The sequence below is a fragment of the Kribbella sp. CA-294648 genome (assembly GCF_050943845.1).
Lineage (GTDB): Bacteria > Actinomycetota > Actinomycetes > Propionibacteriales > Kribbellaceae > Kribbella.
Genome location: NZ_CP191981.1, coordinates 5,634,869 through 5,647,066 on the forward strand (window position 1 = coordinate 5,634,869; position 12,198 = coordinate 5,647,066).

The window sequence follows — 12,198 nt, forward strand, 5'->3', positions numbered from 1 at the left end:
CCCGACCGAGGAGGTCTGATGGCAATCCTGACAACCGTCCCGCCACCGGCCGGTGAAACCACCCGGCCGAAACGACGGCGGCGACGCGAACGCCCTGGTCTGAAAGGACTGCGGCGCAGCCTGCAACGGCACTGGACGCTGTACCTGCTGATGGTCGTGCCGCTGATCTGGTTCGGCGTCTTCAAGTACATCCCGATGGCGAACGCCGTGCTGGCGTTCAAGAACTTCAACGTGACCAAGGGCATCTGGGGCAGCCCGTGGATCGGCTGGAAGAACTTCGAGTTGTTCTTCCAGAACCCGGTGTTCTGGACCCTGGTGAAGAACACCTTCCTGCTCTCGGTCTACACCGTGGTGGCGAGTTTCCCGATCGCGATCATCCTCGCGCTGGCACTCAACGAGATCCGCAACGGCCTGTTCAAGCGAAGCGTGCAACTGGTGACGTACGCGCCGTACTTCATCTCCACCGTCGTGGTCGTGTCGATGACGATCCTGGTGCTGTCGCCGCGGCTCGGCATCGTCAACGAAGGGCTCGGATTCTTCGGTGTCCCGGCGATCGACTTCCTCGGGGACCCGGACTACTTCCGGCACATCTACGTCTGGTCCGACGTCTGGCAGACCACCGGGTACTCCGCGGTGATCTACCTGGCCGCGCTGTCCGGGATCGACCCGGCCCTGCACGAGTCGGCCCGGATCGACGGGGCCAGCCGGTTGCAGCGGATCCGGCACGTCGACCTGCCGGGCATCATGCCGACCGCGGTGATCATCCTGGTGCTTGCGGTCGGCAACATCATGGCGATCGGCTTCGAGAAGGCCTTCCTGTTCCAGAACCCCCTCAACCTGAGCCAGTCCGAGATCATCGCGACCTACGTGTACAAGACGGGTCTGCTGAACGCGGACTTCAGCATGGCCACCGCGGTCGGGCTCTTCAACTCGGTGATCAACCTGGTGCTGCTGCTCGGTGTCAACGCGGTGGCCAAGCGGATCACCGGAAACGGACTGTGGTCATGAGCGCTTCCAGTGGTACCACCACGATGCTGGGCAAGCGGGCCGAGCGTCGCGCGGAGCGCGCTCGCCGGATCCGCGAGCCGCGGACGGACCGGATCTTCCTGTTCTGCGTGTATCTGCTGCTGACGGTGTTCCTGGTGGTGGTCCTGGCGCCGCTGCTGTACATCGTGGCCAGCTCGTTCAGCAGCCCCGAGGCAGTGTCGTCCGGCCGGGTGCTGTTCTGGCCGGTGGAGTTCTCGCTGCGTGGGTACCACGCCGTGTTCCAGAACCCGCAGATCGTGCAGGGGTACCTGAACTCGTTGTTCTACACGGTCGTCGGCACGATCGTCAGCGTCACGATGACGCTGGCGATCGCCTACCCGATGTCGCGCCGGACGCTGGTCGGCCGCAACGTGGTGATGACCGTGATCCTCTTCACGATGCTGTTCACCGGCGGCCTGATCCCGACGTACCTGGTGGTCCAGTCGGCCGGCCTGCTGGACACCCGGTGGGCGCTGATCATCCCGCAGGCGATCGGCGTCTGGCAGGTCATCATCGCCCGGACCTACCTGCGGACCGCGATTCCCGACGAACTGGTCGAGGCCGCTCAACTGGACGGCTGCGGCGACCTGCGGTTCCTCTGGTCGGTGGTGATCCCGCTGGCGAAACCGATGATCGCGGTAGTCGCGCTGATGTACGCGATCATGCAGTGGAACTCGTACTTCGACGCCCTGATCTACCTGAAGAGCCCAGACCTCTTCCCGCTGCAGCTCGTCCTGCGCAACATCCTGATCCTCAACACGACCGGCGGCGGGGCCGTCGACGCGTCTGTTGTCCTGCAACGCCAGCAACTGGCCGATCTGCTCAAGTACTCGCTGATCGTCGTGGCCAGCGTGCCGGTGCTGCTCATCTATCCGTTCGTCGCCCGCTACTTCACCAAGGGAATCATGATCGGCGCCGTGAAGGGCTGATCCTCCGCATCACCTCGACCCCTGTGAGGGACCTATGTCTGTACAGCTCAGAAAGCCCAGGTATGCCGCGCTCGCCGGCGTGACCGCCCTGGCACTCGTCCTCGCGGCCTGTACCGGCGGCGACTCCGAAGACCCACAGAGCAAGCCGTTGCCGACCATCACCGGGAATCCCGCGGTCACCCTCGACGTGTTCGCACCACAGGCGGCCGACTGGAACCTGGCCACCAACGACTTCACCAAGCTGGTGAAGGAGAAGTTCAACCTGTCCATCAAGTGGCAGAACACCACGTTCGACGGCGGACCGGCCAAGGAGAAGCGCCAGATCTCGCTGGCCAGTGGTGACTACCCGGACCTCTACCTGCTGATCCCCTGGGTCGACCAGTTCAGCCAGGCCGACCTCCTCAGGCTGTCGAACCAGGGCGTCGTCGTACCGCTGAACCAGCTGATCGACCAGTACGGGCCGAACATCAAGAAGGCCCTCGACGCGGAGCCGGAGTGGAAGGCGATGGCGACCGCTCCGGACGGCAAGATCTACGGTCTGCCGCAGTGGGTCGACTGTTACCACTGCACGTACCAGGGCAAGCTGTGGATGAACTCGGCCTGGCTGAAGAAGCTCGGGCTCGAGCAGCCGAAGACCACCGAGGACATGGTCAAGGTCCTGCGGGCCTTCAAGACCCAGGACCCGAACGGGAACGGGAAGGCCGACGAGATCCCGCTCAGCGCGAGTGTGCGGGACGCGCTGATCCCGTACTTCATGAATGCCTTCATCTACAACCCGCAGGGCACCAGCGGCAACAACAACTCGACGCTGGTACTGAAGGACGGCAAGGTCGACACGCAGGCCAACAAGGACGGCTGGCGGGAGGGCCTCAAGTACCTGAACTCGCTGTACAAGGAAGGCCTGATCGACAAGGGCGCCTTCACCCAGAACCCGGACGCGCTGCAGCAGCAGGGTGACAGCGGCAAGGTCCCGATCCTCGGCTCGGCCACCGTCCTGCACCTGGGCATCGCGGTCAGCATCGGCGCCGCCGACGGCCGCGACAGGCAGTACGACGCCGTACCGCCGCTCACCGGGCCGCAGGGCGTGAACCACACCGGGTACAACTTCCCGAGCGCACCGGGTGCGACCTTCGTGCTGACCAACAAGGCCACCCCGGAGGAGCAGATCCAGGCGATCAAGCTGCTCGACTACATCTTCACCGACGAAGGACAGATCAACGGCTTCTGGGGCAAGGAGGGCAAGACCTGGCGCAAGCCGCAGCCCGGCGACGTCGCGCTCGACAAGTCGCTGAAGCCGTTGTACGCGCAGATCCAGCAGAAGCCCGGCGCCACTCCCCCGAACTCCGGGTGGCAGGCGCTGGCGCAGTACAACAACACCGAGCGGTACCGGAACTCCGAGGCGATCGCGACCGACATCTACTCCCAGGCCGGCTTCGAGCGACGGTTGTACGAGGCAACCAAGCTGTACGAGGGCAAGGAGGACAAGTCGGCGATCTACCCGTACTGGAAGGTCTGGACCGATCCGTCGCTCGGTAGTGAGATCGCCACCCTGCAGACGAACATCGAGAACTACATCCAGCAGAACGCCCTGCAGTTCGTCACCGGGTCGAAGAACATCGACAGCGAGTGGGACGCCTACGTCAAGGGCCTGGAGGGTCTCGGCCTGAAGCGCTACCTCGAGATCCAGCAGACGGCGTACGACAAGGTCCCCAAGTAGCCGGTGGTCAGCCTGGATCGGAGAGCTGATCTCCCAATGGGGTGCGCTCGTACATGACGGTTCGGCCGTCACGGCGCGCGCGAACCAGTCCCTGCGCGGCCATTGCGCGCAGGGACTGGTTCGCGGCCGACGGGGACACCCCGAACCGTTCAGCGAGCGCAGTCGTCGACTGGCCTTGGCCAAGGGCGCGGAGATAGCGCAACCGGTGCGGGCTGAGCGGGCCGGCCTCCCCCGGGCGGCCGACCGTGTCGGTCCACATCGAGCGCTGGTCGGTCGCCTGGTACATGACCAACGGGTCCGAGTCACCGAGCGGTGTCGAACTGCTCAGCGTGAACAGCGACGGTACGACGAACAACGGCCGCCCTCGGGTGTAGAGGGTGAGCTCGTCGTCGCCTCTGCCCAGGATGTGCGCCGTGATCGACGTGGTGTCGGCGCGGATCCCCGGGCCGCATCCGTTCAGGGTGTCGATCACTCCGTTGGCGGCCAGCGACCGGGCCCGGCGAGCGACGTCGGCGTCCAGGATCGCGCGCATCCGCGGCCAGTGGGGCTGAAAGGCCGTCCGCCAGTACGCCGCCAGCGCATCCGCCAGCCGGTCGCCGAACGAGCGTCCGTGCGAGCCGAGACTGCGCGACCCGAGGCTGCGCGGGATCGCGCCGACGGCGGACTCGATGTCCGACGCGAGCACCCGCAGGTCCTGGTCGCGCAGGTAGGCGAGCTGCGCCTCGATGGTCAGCGGCACTCCCACGCGGGGGTTGAAGAGGTCCGGCGTGTCGAAGTTCGGCCCGATCAGCCCGCTCAGGACGTCGAGTGGGAGCTGGTCACGGACCCGGCACACCGCCGCGTACCATGGCGCCTGCATCGGGTAGCTGCCTGGCGACCGCAGCGCGCGCAACGAGCTGCCGAGCTCGGTCAGCGGCGAGACGGCGAAGCGCGCCAGCCCGTAGTCGCCTGCTTCCAGCAGATAACGCGCCACAACCGATTGTAAGCAGGAACCAGGCTGTGAGGTGGGCCGTCCGATGAGGATGAAATACGAACAAGACCGCTTGGATGCCGTCCAGCAGGTCCGGGATCAGCTGAAGCCGGTACTGGGACCGAGCGTGTCCAGTCGCATCAAGGCCTACCAGGACGGCACGCTGTTCGTCGAGGCGACGTTGTCCTCCGCCTTCCTGGCCTGGCTCGTCGACAGCATCCTGGTGAACGGCACGGCGGTCGGGCTCGGGGCCCTGTACTACGTCCGCTCGTACGACCCGAACAAGGACGCCGGCGCCTTTGTCATCGGGTGCACGCTGCTCTTCGTCCTGCCGCTGTTGTACGGCTGGTTCTACGCCAATGGCCGGGGAGTGGGCGCGCTGCTCACCGGGACTCAACTGGTGCGGCTGAAGGACGGAAGCCGGGTCGGACTCGCCAAGGCGGGCTGGGCGATGCTGATCCGCACTCTCCTGCTGCCACTCGCCTTCGTGGGCGCGCTCGGCGGCAGTGCCGACGGCTCGGGAGCGGTCCGCCTCACCATCGATGTCGAGGGCACCGATCAGTTGCGGACGACCCCTTTCCAGCGGGTCCCGTAGCTCCGCACCCGACGGACTTCGCCGGGTGCGGAGCGCGGGTGGATCAGCTGGTCCGGTTGTAGATCGCGTTGCCCGGACAGGCGGTGACGCCAAGCCGGGTCGCGCACCCTGCATACTGCTGGGAGCCGTTCCACCAGGTCCAGCCACCGATGGTGCGGCCGTGCAACCAGGTGTACGCGCCGTTGTAGTTGGCGTCGTACGTCCGCAGACTCCAGTGGACGTGAGCGCCGGTCGACGAGCCACCGGCGCAGACATCGTTGCCGATGTTGCCCAGCAATGCGCTACTGCCGACCGACGTCCCGTTGTAGTACGTCGCGTTCCACAGGTGGTAGTAGTCCGTGGAGAAGCCGTTCGGGTGGATCACGCGGGTCCAACCGCCGCCTGCGCCGCACATGGAGGTGGCCGTGCCCTCCCGCGACGACCGGACCCGCCCGCTGGCGTTGCCGCCGGCGAAGTCGAGGCTGCTCCAGTAGCCGTTCACACCGTCGCTGGCGTGCGGCCCACCGGTGACGGTCATGTAGTAGTCGGGCATCCACGGCAGCAACATCCCGGCGGTGTTCGCCGTGACCCCCATCGTGCTGGTCGTGCTCTCGTGTTTCGCGTACGCCGACATGGTGCGGCGCTCGGCCGCGCCGACGAGCGGGGACGATGCGACGTACTCGGCGAACTCGCCGTCCCCCTCGACGCCGCTGACCCAGCGGCCGTTGGTGTAGCGAGCTATGTACAGCCATCCTTCAGGATGCGCCTCAGTGGTGGCGGCCGCCTCGACGTAGGCGACACCTCGCGCCCAGCCGTCAGCGGCCGACCGGACATCGACGACGACCTTGCGCCCTCCGCGGCCAGCTTGCCCAGGGCAACTGATTTGGTGAGGCCGCGGCCGGCGGTGGACCTGCCCAGCGCATCGGCGGCGACTGCGTCCACCAGCGACTGACGAGAGGCACCGAGCGTTTCGGCAACCGTGGCAGGCATCTTCAGCATCACACCGGCCGCGGCAGGGCTGGCGGCAGTGGCGGCAACCGCATCAGGGGGTGCCGCCGTGGCCGCTGGCGCCACGGTGAGGACGGTGACAGCGGCGAAGGCAGTGGCGGAGATTCTCAGTGACAGGTTCGAGGGCATGGGCGGTGACCCTTCTGTTCGAGCTGACGAATGCCGCGAGTGTGACATCGCGCCACCATCTGCCACGACAACTTGAAGCCAAACGCTTAACCCGGCTGCCGCGCGTCAACCCACGTTGACGCAGCGGCCCGAGTCAACTAAAGTTGACGGCATGAATCGACCGGACCTGTCCGAACTCGTCGTGGCGACCGCGGCGGCGGATCCGTTGACCGCGCTGGCGGCGACGGCGGAGCTGCGCACGGAGACGGAGCGGCTGGAAGCGGTTCTCGTCCGCCGCGCCCGCAACAACGGAGTCACCTGGACGGAGATCGCGGCCGTTCTCGGTGTCTCGAAGCAGGCTGTGCACAAGAAGCACGGCGGTCGCGGGCTGTTCGGTAGCCAGCGGTGACGGGTTTGCACGGTGACGAGGAGCTGGCGGCGGAGGTCCGCGGGTTGCTGGGAGATCGGCACCCGACAGCCGCCGTCGCGGCCCTTTCGCCGTACGGGCAACGGATCGCCGCGATCGGTGCCGGCCTCGACGCGGACTTCGAACTGGGCTCGGTCTCCAAAGGGATCACCGGGCTGCTGTACGTCGATGCGCTCGAACGCGGGGAGATCACCCCGTCGACCACCCTCGGCGAGCTGTTGCCGCTCGGCGACACCCCGGCCGCCGGGGTGACACTGGCCGCGATCAGCACGCATCGCTCAGGTCTGCCGCGACTGCCCGCGTCCGCCGCGCCGGTACGCCGTACCGTCGCGCTGTGGAGGCAGGGCACCAACCCGTACGGCGAAACCCTCGACGAACTCATCGCCCAGGCGCGCGGTGTGCGACTCACCTCGCCCCGCGCCCGCTACTCCAACCTCGGTTTCGAACTCCTTGGCCACGCGATCGCGGCAGCGACCGGCCTGAGCTACCAGGAGCTCGTGCGGCGCCGGATCGCCGAGCCCCTGGACCTTGGCGAGTTCTACGTGCCGTCCACCGCACAGGAGCTTCGACCTGGCGCGGTGGCCGGCAGGAGCCGGACAGGACGAGTCCGGCAACCCTGGACCGGCGAGGCGATCGGCCCTGCCGGTGGCATCCGCAGTTCGATTCGCGACGTGGCTCGCCTCACCGCCGCACTGCTCGACGGGTCGGCTGCCGGCACGGCCGCGTTGGACCCGGTCGCGAACTTCACCGGTGCGGTACGGATCGGCGCCGCCTGGATATCCCTTGACCACAAGGGCCGTTCCATCACCTGGCACAACGGAGCCACCGGCGGTTTCAGCACGTGGCTCGGCCTGGACCGGGCCGCCGGCACCGCTGTCGCCCTCTTGTCCGCCACCTCAGCCTCGGTCGACCGCCACGGCTTCTCCCTCCTCGCCCAACTCGCCAACCGCGGCGCGATTGTCGGGTAAGAGCGCGGCTACCGCACCCGGGGCTTCGTGCAACGCGTCTTGGCGGTGGGGAGATCGCGGACCTGCCATTCGGGATCGGCTAGGGCAGGCGTTGGAGGAAGCTGATCAGTTGGTCGGTGAACTCGGCCTCCTTCTCGAGGTGTGGCCAGTGGCCCGCGCCATCGAGGATCAACGGAGCCCAGTCGTCGCCGAGCACGGCGGCTGTCCGGCGAATGGTGGCCGGCGGAGCCAGATCGTCGGTACCGCCGACCACGAGCCCAGGCATCGTCGGAGCACGTTTCACCTCCCGCGGAGTTCTGGGCGACATATCGCGGTAGTAGCGGATCGCGGCTTCCAGCGACGCCGGGTCGTTGAAGCAGCTCTTGGCCTCGGTGACCGCCCGGTCCCTCGCGGGCCCGGACCAGTTGGGTGCCCACCGACGACAGAGCTCCTCGAGATAGGCGAAGTCGTCACGCCGTACGAGGTCTGCCGCGTTCGGTAGTTTGAGGCGGACGATGTGGCGAACCTTCCAGAAGAAGGCCGGCGTCCGCGGTATCAGGTCCGGCAGCGGGAACGAGATCGGCACCAGCCCGCGGATGCGCTCCGGCGCCAGGGAGGCAGCTCCGTAGGCCAGGATTCCGCCCCAGTCGTGCCCGACGACCACGGCATCCCTCTCCCCCAACGCATCGAGGAGCTTGATCGTCTCCTGCGCAAGCTCCAACGGCCCGTAGCCGAGCCCTTCGACGACGGTCTCGGGGTGATAGCCCCGCAGCCAAGGCGCCACGGTCCGGTAGCCGGCCGCGGAAACCTTCCCCGCAATCCCTGACCAGCTGTACGGCGTATCGGGAAAGCCGTGCCAGAAGACGACGAGCGGCCCTCGACCTTGTTCGGCGAACACGAACGACTGTCCGGCAGCGGCGCCGGCCCGCGACCACGTGACCATGACGAACTCCCTCAGCCGGCTGCCGGCGCAGTACCGAACCCACGCGGAGGCAGATCCCACTCGTCGTCAGGGGTACGAAGAACGGCGATCGCCGCGATGACGAAGCACAGCGCCATCAGGCCCCAGGCCACTGAGTCCATCACGACGTTCTGGAAGACGACGAAGGCGACCACATGGCCGGGTTGGGACAAGATCATCGCCAGCCAGCCGATCGTCGGGATGCTGCCGCGGAGCGCCAGACCCATCAAGATCGCACCGATGACGTGGCCGATCACGAACAACGCCGTACTGAGACCGGACGCACCGGTGGACCAGGTCTGGTCGATCAAGGCGGCGGCACCGTCTCGCTGCTCGGCCGGGACGCCGGCGCCTGCCAGGTACAAGCCGTCGATGGCGAACATCGCGTAGCCGCCCAGGTACGCCGCCAGGTTGACCCCCAGCGCGACCGCGGCGAGAACCGGACGACGCCGCTTGGCCAGCCGGCCAAGCGCCAGGAACGCGGGGACCACGGTCAGCGCCGACAGGAACCCGAGCCAGACGACCACCTGCTGGCGGCTGGGATCGGCAGCGATCTCGTCCAACGCCTTCCGCGTATCAGAGTCGTCGGTCATGAACAGGCGGCCGATCGTGACCGCGGTGGCTGGGATCGTCAGTACTGCGGCGGCGACAACCCGCTGCATCCGGCGGAGATCCCGGGCCGGCCGATCAGCCGAACGATCGACCGCGGTACCGCTGTGTGCTGTGAACATGCGCCCTCCCCCTGCAGGTCGTTCTCATCGTTCACCGTACTACTTACGTAGTGCCTTGTCACTATGTTCATAGTGGATCCGCACTACCTTTATAGTGGCCAGGTGACGACAACAAAACCACGGGTTCTGAACGCCGCGATCGAGCTGCTGGGCACCGAGGGTCTGCGCGCTCTGACCCACGGACGGGTCGACGAACGCGCCGGCGTCGCCAAAGGCTCCACCTCGAACTACTTCCGGACCCGCGAGGCACTCGTCGCGGGTGTCGCCGAGTCCCTCGCCCAACGGGAGATGCCCGGCGTCGAGGGTGCGACGCAACCAGAGACTGTGGAGGCGTTCATCGATGCGGTCTGCGCCCTCGTCGAAGCCACCACCACCGGCACGCACCGAACCCTCACGGCGGCCCGGCTGGTGCTCTTCCTCGAGGCGAACCACAACGAAGAGATTCGGCGGATCATCACCGCCGGTCGCGCCACGATGGAGTCGGCTGTCGTGGTCTCGCTGGCACGTCTCGGCGCCAAGGATCCACAGACCGCCGCAACCGCCATCATGGCCTGCTGCGAAGGCATCAACCTCCACCGCATCGCGCGCCACGACACCACCGACCCCCGTCCCGTGCTGGAGCTGGTCATCCGCGCCGCACTACCCGCAGCCCCCTGATCTGTACCCCCTGACCTGACCGGGGGCCGCGCGGCTTGCGGGAGCAGACCTCGGGCGGAAACGGTGCAGAATAGCGGCGTTCTGGGGTGCATTGTGGGGTTCTCACAGGGTTCTAACACCGATTCGGAGTTGGCCCGGAGGTCGTGCATTCTGTCTCGCGTGACGACCGCAGACGAGTACGTAGTACCGGCCACTGTCGACGGGCCTGGGGTCCCGGATCGTCCGTCTCGCGGGGCCGGCGGATGGCTGTTGCAGCACCAGGTGCAGCCGGTCGGGCCGGAGACCGGTGAAGGGCACGCGCCGCCGCAGGCCTGGTGGAAGGTGATGTGCCTGACCGGGGTCGACTACTTCTCCACGCTCTCGTACCTGCCCGGTATCGCGGCTCTCGCTGCCGGCGCCTTGTCGCCTCTTGCGACCTTGCTCATTGTTGCTCTGACGCTGCTCGGCATGTTGCCGATGTACCGGCGGGTGGCCAAGGAGAGCCCGCACGGTCAGGGCTCGATCGCCATGCTCGAGAACCTGCTGCCGTTCTGGCGCGGGAAGCTGTTCGTCCTGGTGCTGCTGGGTTTCGTGGCGACGTCTTGGATCATCACGATCACGCTGTCCTCGGCCGACGCGACCGTCCACCTGGTCGAGAACCCCTACACCCCGGACTTCCTGCACGGGCAAGAGGTCGCAGTCACGGTCGTACTGCTGCTGATCCTCGGCGGCGTCTTCCTGCTCGGCTTCAGCGAAGCCGTCGGCGTCGCCATCCCGTTGGTGGCGATCTTCCTGGCACTCAACGCGGCCGTCGTCGGTGTCGGCCTGTACGACGTCGCAACGGGCGCCGGCGCCTTCTCCCAGTGGATCGACGCGCTCACCGAGGGCGGCGGCGGGTTCGGCGGCATCGTCGGCCCGGCCATCGTCGCGTTCCCCCTCCTCGTTCTGGGGATGTCCGGGTTCGAGACCGGCGTCAGCATGATGCCGCTGGTCGCCTCCGACGGCGAGGACGCGAAGCAACGCCTGGCCAACCGGATCCGCAACACCAAGAAGCTACTCACCGCCGCCGCCCTCATCATGAGCGTCTACCTCCTCGCCACCAGCTTCATCACCACCGTGCTCATCCCGGCCGACGAGTTCAAACCAGGCGGCGAAGCGAACGGCCGCGCGATGGCCTACCTCGCCCACGAACACCTCGGCGAACTCTTCGGCACCGCCTACGACATCAGCAGCATCCTGATCCTGTGGTTCGCCGGCGCCTCGGCCATGGCCGGACTGATCAACATCGTCCCGCGCTACCTCCCCACCTACGGCATGGCGCCGGAATGGGGCCGCGCAGTACGCCCCGTCGTGCTCGTCTACACCGCCATCAGCGTCGCGATCACCATCGCCTTCGGCGCCGACGTCGACGCCCAGGCCGGCGCCTACGCAACCGGAATCCTCGCCATGATGGTCTCCGGAGCCGTCGCCGTCGCCATCTCCGCGGCGAAACGACGGCAGCGCAAGGCAACCATCGCGTTCACCGTGCTCACCCTGATCCTGCTCTACGCCCTGGCCGAGAACATCCGCGAGAAACCCGACGGCATCGCCATCTCCGGCCTGTTCATCGCCGGCATCATCACCGTCTCACTGATCTCCCGGATCTCCCGCACCACCGAACTGCGCGCCGACCGGATCGAGTTCGACGACACCGCCCGCCAATTCATCACCGACTCCATCCGCAACGACGGCGCCCTCAACCTGATCGCCAACCGCCGCCAAGCCGGCGACGCCGCCGAATACACCGCCAAGGAAGCCGAGGTCCGCGCCATGGACCCCGTCCCCGGCCACGCCGACGTGATGTTCCTCGAAATCGACGTCGTCGACCCCTCCACCTTCAGCGACGCACTACGCGTCGAAGGCATCGACATCGACAGCCACCGCATCCTCCGAGCCCAAAGCCCCGCCGCCCCCAACGCCATCGCCGCAATCCTGCTCACCCTCCGCGACACCACCGGCATACGGCCCCACTGCCACTTCGAATGGTCCGAAGGCAACCCACTGACCCACCTGCTCCGCTACCTCATCCTCGGCCGCGGCGACACCGCCCCCGTCGTCCGCGAGATCATCCGGCAACACGAACCAGGCCCGGCCCAGCGCCCCGGCATCCACGTCGGCTGACCAT

The 12,198-nt window shown here is 67.1% G+C and carries 14 protein-coding genes; 9 read left to right on the forward strand and 5 right to left on the reverse strand.

The genetic code is table 11. The annotated features are described in order from the left end of the window. The first annotated feature begins 18 nt into the window (after positions 1–18). The 3 genes from ACQPYM_RS26590 to ACQPYM_RS26600 are packed head-to-tail and all read left to right on the forward strand — an operon-like array spanning position 19 to position 3,672. Positions 19–1,008 (forward strand): ABC transporter permease, encoded by a 990-nt coding sequence (locus ACQPYM_RS26590; protein ID WP_433005318.1) that lies wholly within the window; start codon positions 19–21, stop codon positions 1,006–1,008. Next, positions 1,005–1,955 carry a carbohydrate ABC transporter permease gene (locus tag ACQPYM_RS26595; RefSeq protein WP_433005321.1) on the forward strand — a complete coding sequence of 317 codons (951 nt, stop codon included), beginning with the start codon at positions 1,005–1,007 and terminating at the stop codon, positions 1,953–1,955. Before ACQPYM_RS26590 ends, ACQPYM_RS26595 begins: the two co-directional genes overlap by 4 nt. Positions 1,956–1,989: 34 nt before the next feature. Then, complete coding sequence (locus tag ACQPYM_RS26600) at positions 1,990–3,672, forward strand: ABC transporter substrate-binding protein (protein WP_433005324.1); 1,683 nt, start codon at positions 1,990–1,992, stop codon at positions 3,670–3,672. Positions 3,673–3,679: 7 nt separating this feature from the next. On the opposite strand, the gene ACQPYM_RS26605 is transcribed toward ACQPYM_RS26600, so the two are convergent. Next, on the reverse strand, positions 3,680–4,645 hold the full coding sequence (locus tag ACQPYM_RS26605; protein ID WP_433005327.1) for a helix-turn-helix domain-containing protein: 966 nt from the start codon (positions 4,643–4,645) through the stop codon (positions 3,680–3,682). Positions 4,646–4,688: 43 nt separating this feature from the next. Here ACQPYM_RS26605 and ACQPYM_RS26610 point away from each other — a divergent pair, with 43 nt between their 5' ends. After that, entirely contained in the window at positions 4,689–5,237 is a 549-nt protein-coding gene (locus ACQPYM_RS26610; RefSeq protein WP_433005330.1) for a hypothetical protein, read from the forward strand. Between the two features lie 43 nt (positions 5,238–5,280). Here the strand turns inward: ACQPYM_RS26610 and ACQPYM_RS26615 are convergent, their stop codons facing one another. Continuing rightward, a complete protein-coding gene (locus tag ACQPYM_RS26615; protein WP_433005333.1) occupies positions 5,281–5,811 on the reverse strand; it encodes a peptidoglycan DD-metalloendopeptidase family protein in 531 nt (176 codons plus the stop codon). Here ACQPYM_RS26615 and ACQPYM_RS26620 point away from each other — a divergent pair. Next, positions 5,801–5,950 carry a hypothetical protein gene (locus ACQPYM_RS26620; protein ID WP_433005336.1) on the forward strand — a complete coding sequence of 50 codons (150 nt, stop codon included), beginning with the start codon at positions 5,801–5,803 and terminating at the stop codon, positions 5,948–5,950. The two genes, ACQPYM_RS26615 and ACQPYM_RS26620, sit on opposite strands and share 11 nt — an antisense overlap. Positions 5,951–5,954: 4 nt before the next feature. On the opposite strand, the gene ACQPYM_RS26625 is transcribed toward ACQPYM_RS26620, so the two are convergent. Further along, the gene (locus ACQPYM_RS26625; protein WP_433005339.1) at positions 5,955–6,353 is read right to left on the reverse strand and encodes a hypothetical protein; all 399 of its coding nucleotides are present in this window, start codon (positions 6,351–6,353) and stop codon (positions 5,955–5,957) included. A gap of 151 nt (positions 6,354–6,504) precedes the next feature. On the opposite strand from ACQPYM_RS26625, the gene ACQPYM_RS26630 reads away from it, so the two are divergent. Together ACQPYM_RS26630 and ACQPYM_RS26635 are read left to right on the forward strand one after the other, a co-directional pair. Then, positions 6,505–6,741: a helix-turn-helix domain-containing protein gene (locus ACQPYM_RS26630; protein ID WP_433005342.1), complete on the forward strand. Its 237-nt coding sequence runs from the start codon at positions 6,505–6,507 to the stop codon at positions 6,739–6,741. Then, the gene (locus ACQPYM_RS26635; RefSeq protein ID WP_433005345.1) at positions 6,738–7,727 is read left to right on the forward strand and encodes a serine hydrolase domain-containing protein; all 990 of its coding nucleotides are present in this window, start codon (positions 6,738–6,740) and stop codon (positions 7,725–7,727) included. Before ACQPYM_RS26630 ends, ACQPYM_RS26635 begins: the two co-directional genes overlap by 4 nt. Positions 7,728–7,806: 79 nt before the next feature. Here the strand turns inward: ACQPYM_RS26635 and ACQPYM_RS26640 are convergent, their stop codons facing one another. Together ACQPYM_RS26640 and ACQPYM_RS26645 are read right to left on the reverse strand one after the other, a co-directional pair. Then, entirely contained in the window at positions 7,807–8,649 is an 843-nt protein-coding gene (locus ACQPYM_RS26640) for an alpha/beta fold hydrolase (RefSeq protein ID WP_433005348.1), read from the reverse strand. A gap of 11 nt (positions 8,650–8,660) precedes the next feature. Continuing rightward, the gene (locus ACQPYM_RS26645) at positions 8,661–9,398 is read right to left on the reverse strand and encodes a hypothetical protein (RefSeq protein ID WP_433005351.1); all 738 of its coding nucleotides are present in this window, start codon (positions 9,396–9,398) and stop codon (positions 8,661–8,663) included. Between the two features lie 102 nt (positions 9,399–9,500). On the opposite strand from ACQPYM_RS26645, the gene ACQPYM_RS26650 reads away from it, so the two are divergent. Together ACQPYM_RS26650 and ACQPYM_RS26655 are read left to right on the forward strand one after the other, a co-directional pair. Continuing rightward, a complete protein-coding gene (locus ACQPYM_RS26650) occupies positions 9,501–10,055 on the forward strand; it encodes a TetR/AcrR family transcriptional regulator (protein WP_433005354.1) in 555 nt (184 codons plus the stop codon). A gap of 159 nt (positions 10,056–10,214) precedes the next feature. After that, on the forward strand, positions 10,215–12,194 hold the full coding sequence (locus tag ACQPYM_RS26655; protein WP_433005357.1) for an amino acid transporter: 1,980 nt from the start codon (positions 10,215–10,217) through the stop codon (positions 12,192–12,194). Positions 12,195–12,198 lie beyond the last annotated feature (4 nt).

Coding starts and splice junctions, on each gene's coding strand:
- ACQPYM_RS26630 (WP_433005342.1), top strand. CDS start 6,505: ATGAATCGACCGGACCTGTCCGAACTCGTCGTGGCGACCGCGGCGGCG.
- ACQPYM_RS26615 (WP_433005333.1), bottom strand. CDS start 5,811: ATGGGGGTCACGGCGAACACCGCCGGGATGTTGCTGCCGTGGATGCCC.
- ACQPYM_RS26645 (WP_433005351.1), bottom strand. CDS start 9,398: ATGTTCACAGCACACAGCGGTACCGCGGTCGATCGTTCGGCTGATCGG.
- ACQPYM_RS26600 (WP_433005324.1), top strand. CDS start 1,990: ATGTCTGTACAGCTCAGAAAGCCCAGGTATGCCGCGCTCGCCGGCGTG.
- ACQPYM_RS26595 (WP_433005321.1), top strand. CDS start 1,005: ATGAGCGCTTCCAGTGGTACCACCACGATGCTGGGCAAGCGGGCCGAG.
- ACQPYM_RS26610 (WP_433005330.1), top strand. CDS start 4,689: ATGAGGATGAAATACGAACAAGACCGCTTGGATGCCGTCCAGCAGGTC.
- ACQPYM_RS26625 (WP_433005339.1), bottom strand. CDS start 6,353: ATGCCCTCGAACCTGTCACTGAGAATCTCCGCCACTGCCTTCGCCGCT.
- ACQPYM_RS26590 (WP_433005318.1), top strand. CDS start 19: ATGGCAATCCTGACAACCGTCCCGCCACCGGCCGGTGAAACCACCCGG.
- ACQPYM_RS26640 (WP_433005348.1), bottom strand. CDS start 8,649: ATGGTCACGTGGTCGCGGGCCGGCGCCGCTGCCGGACAGTCGTTCGTG.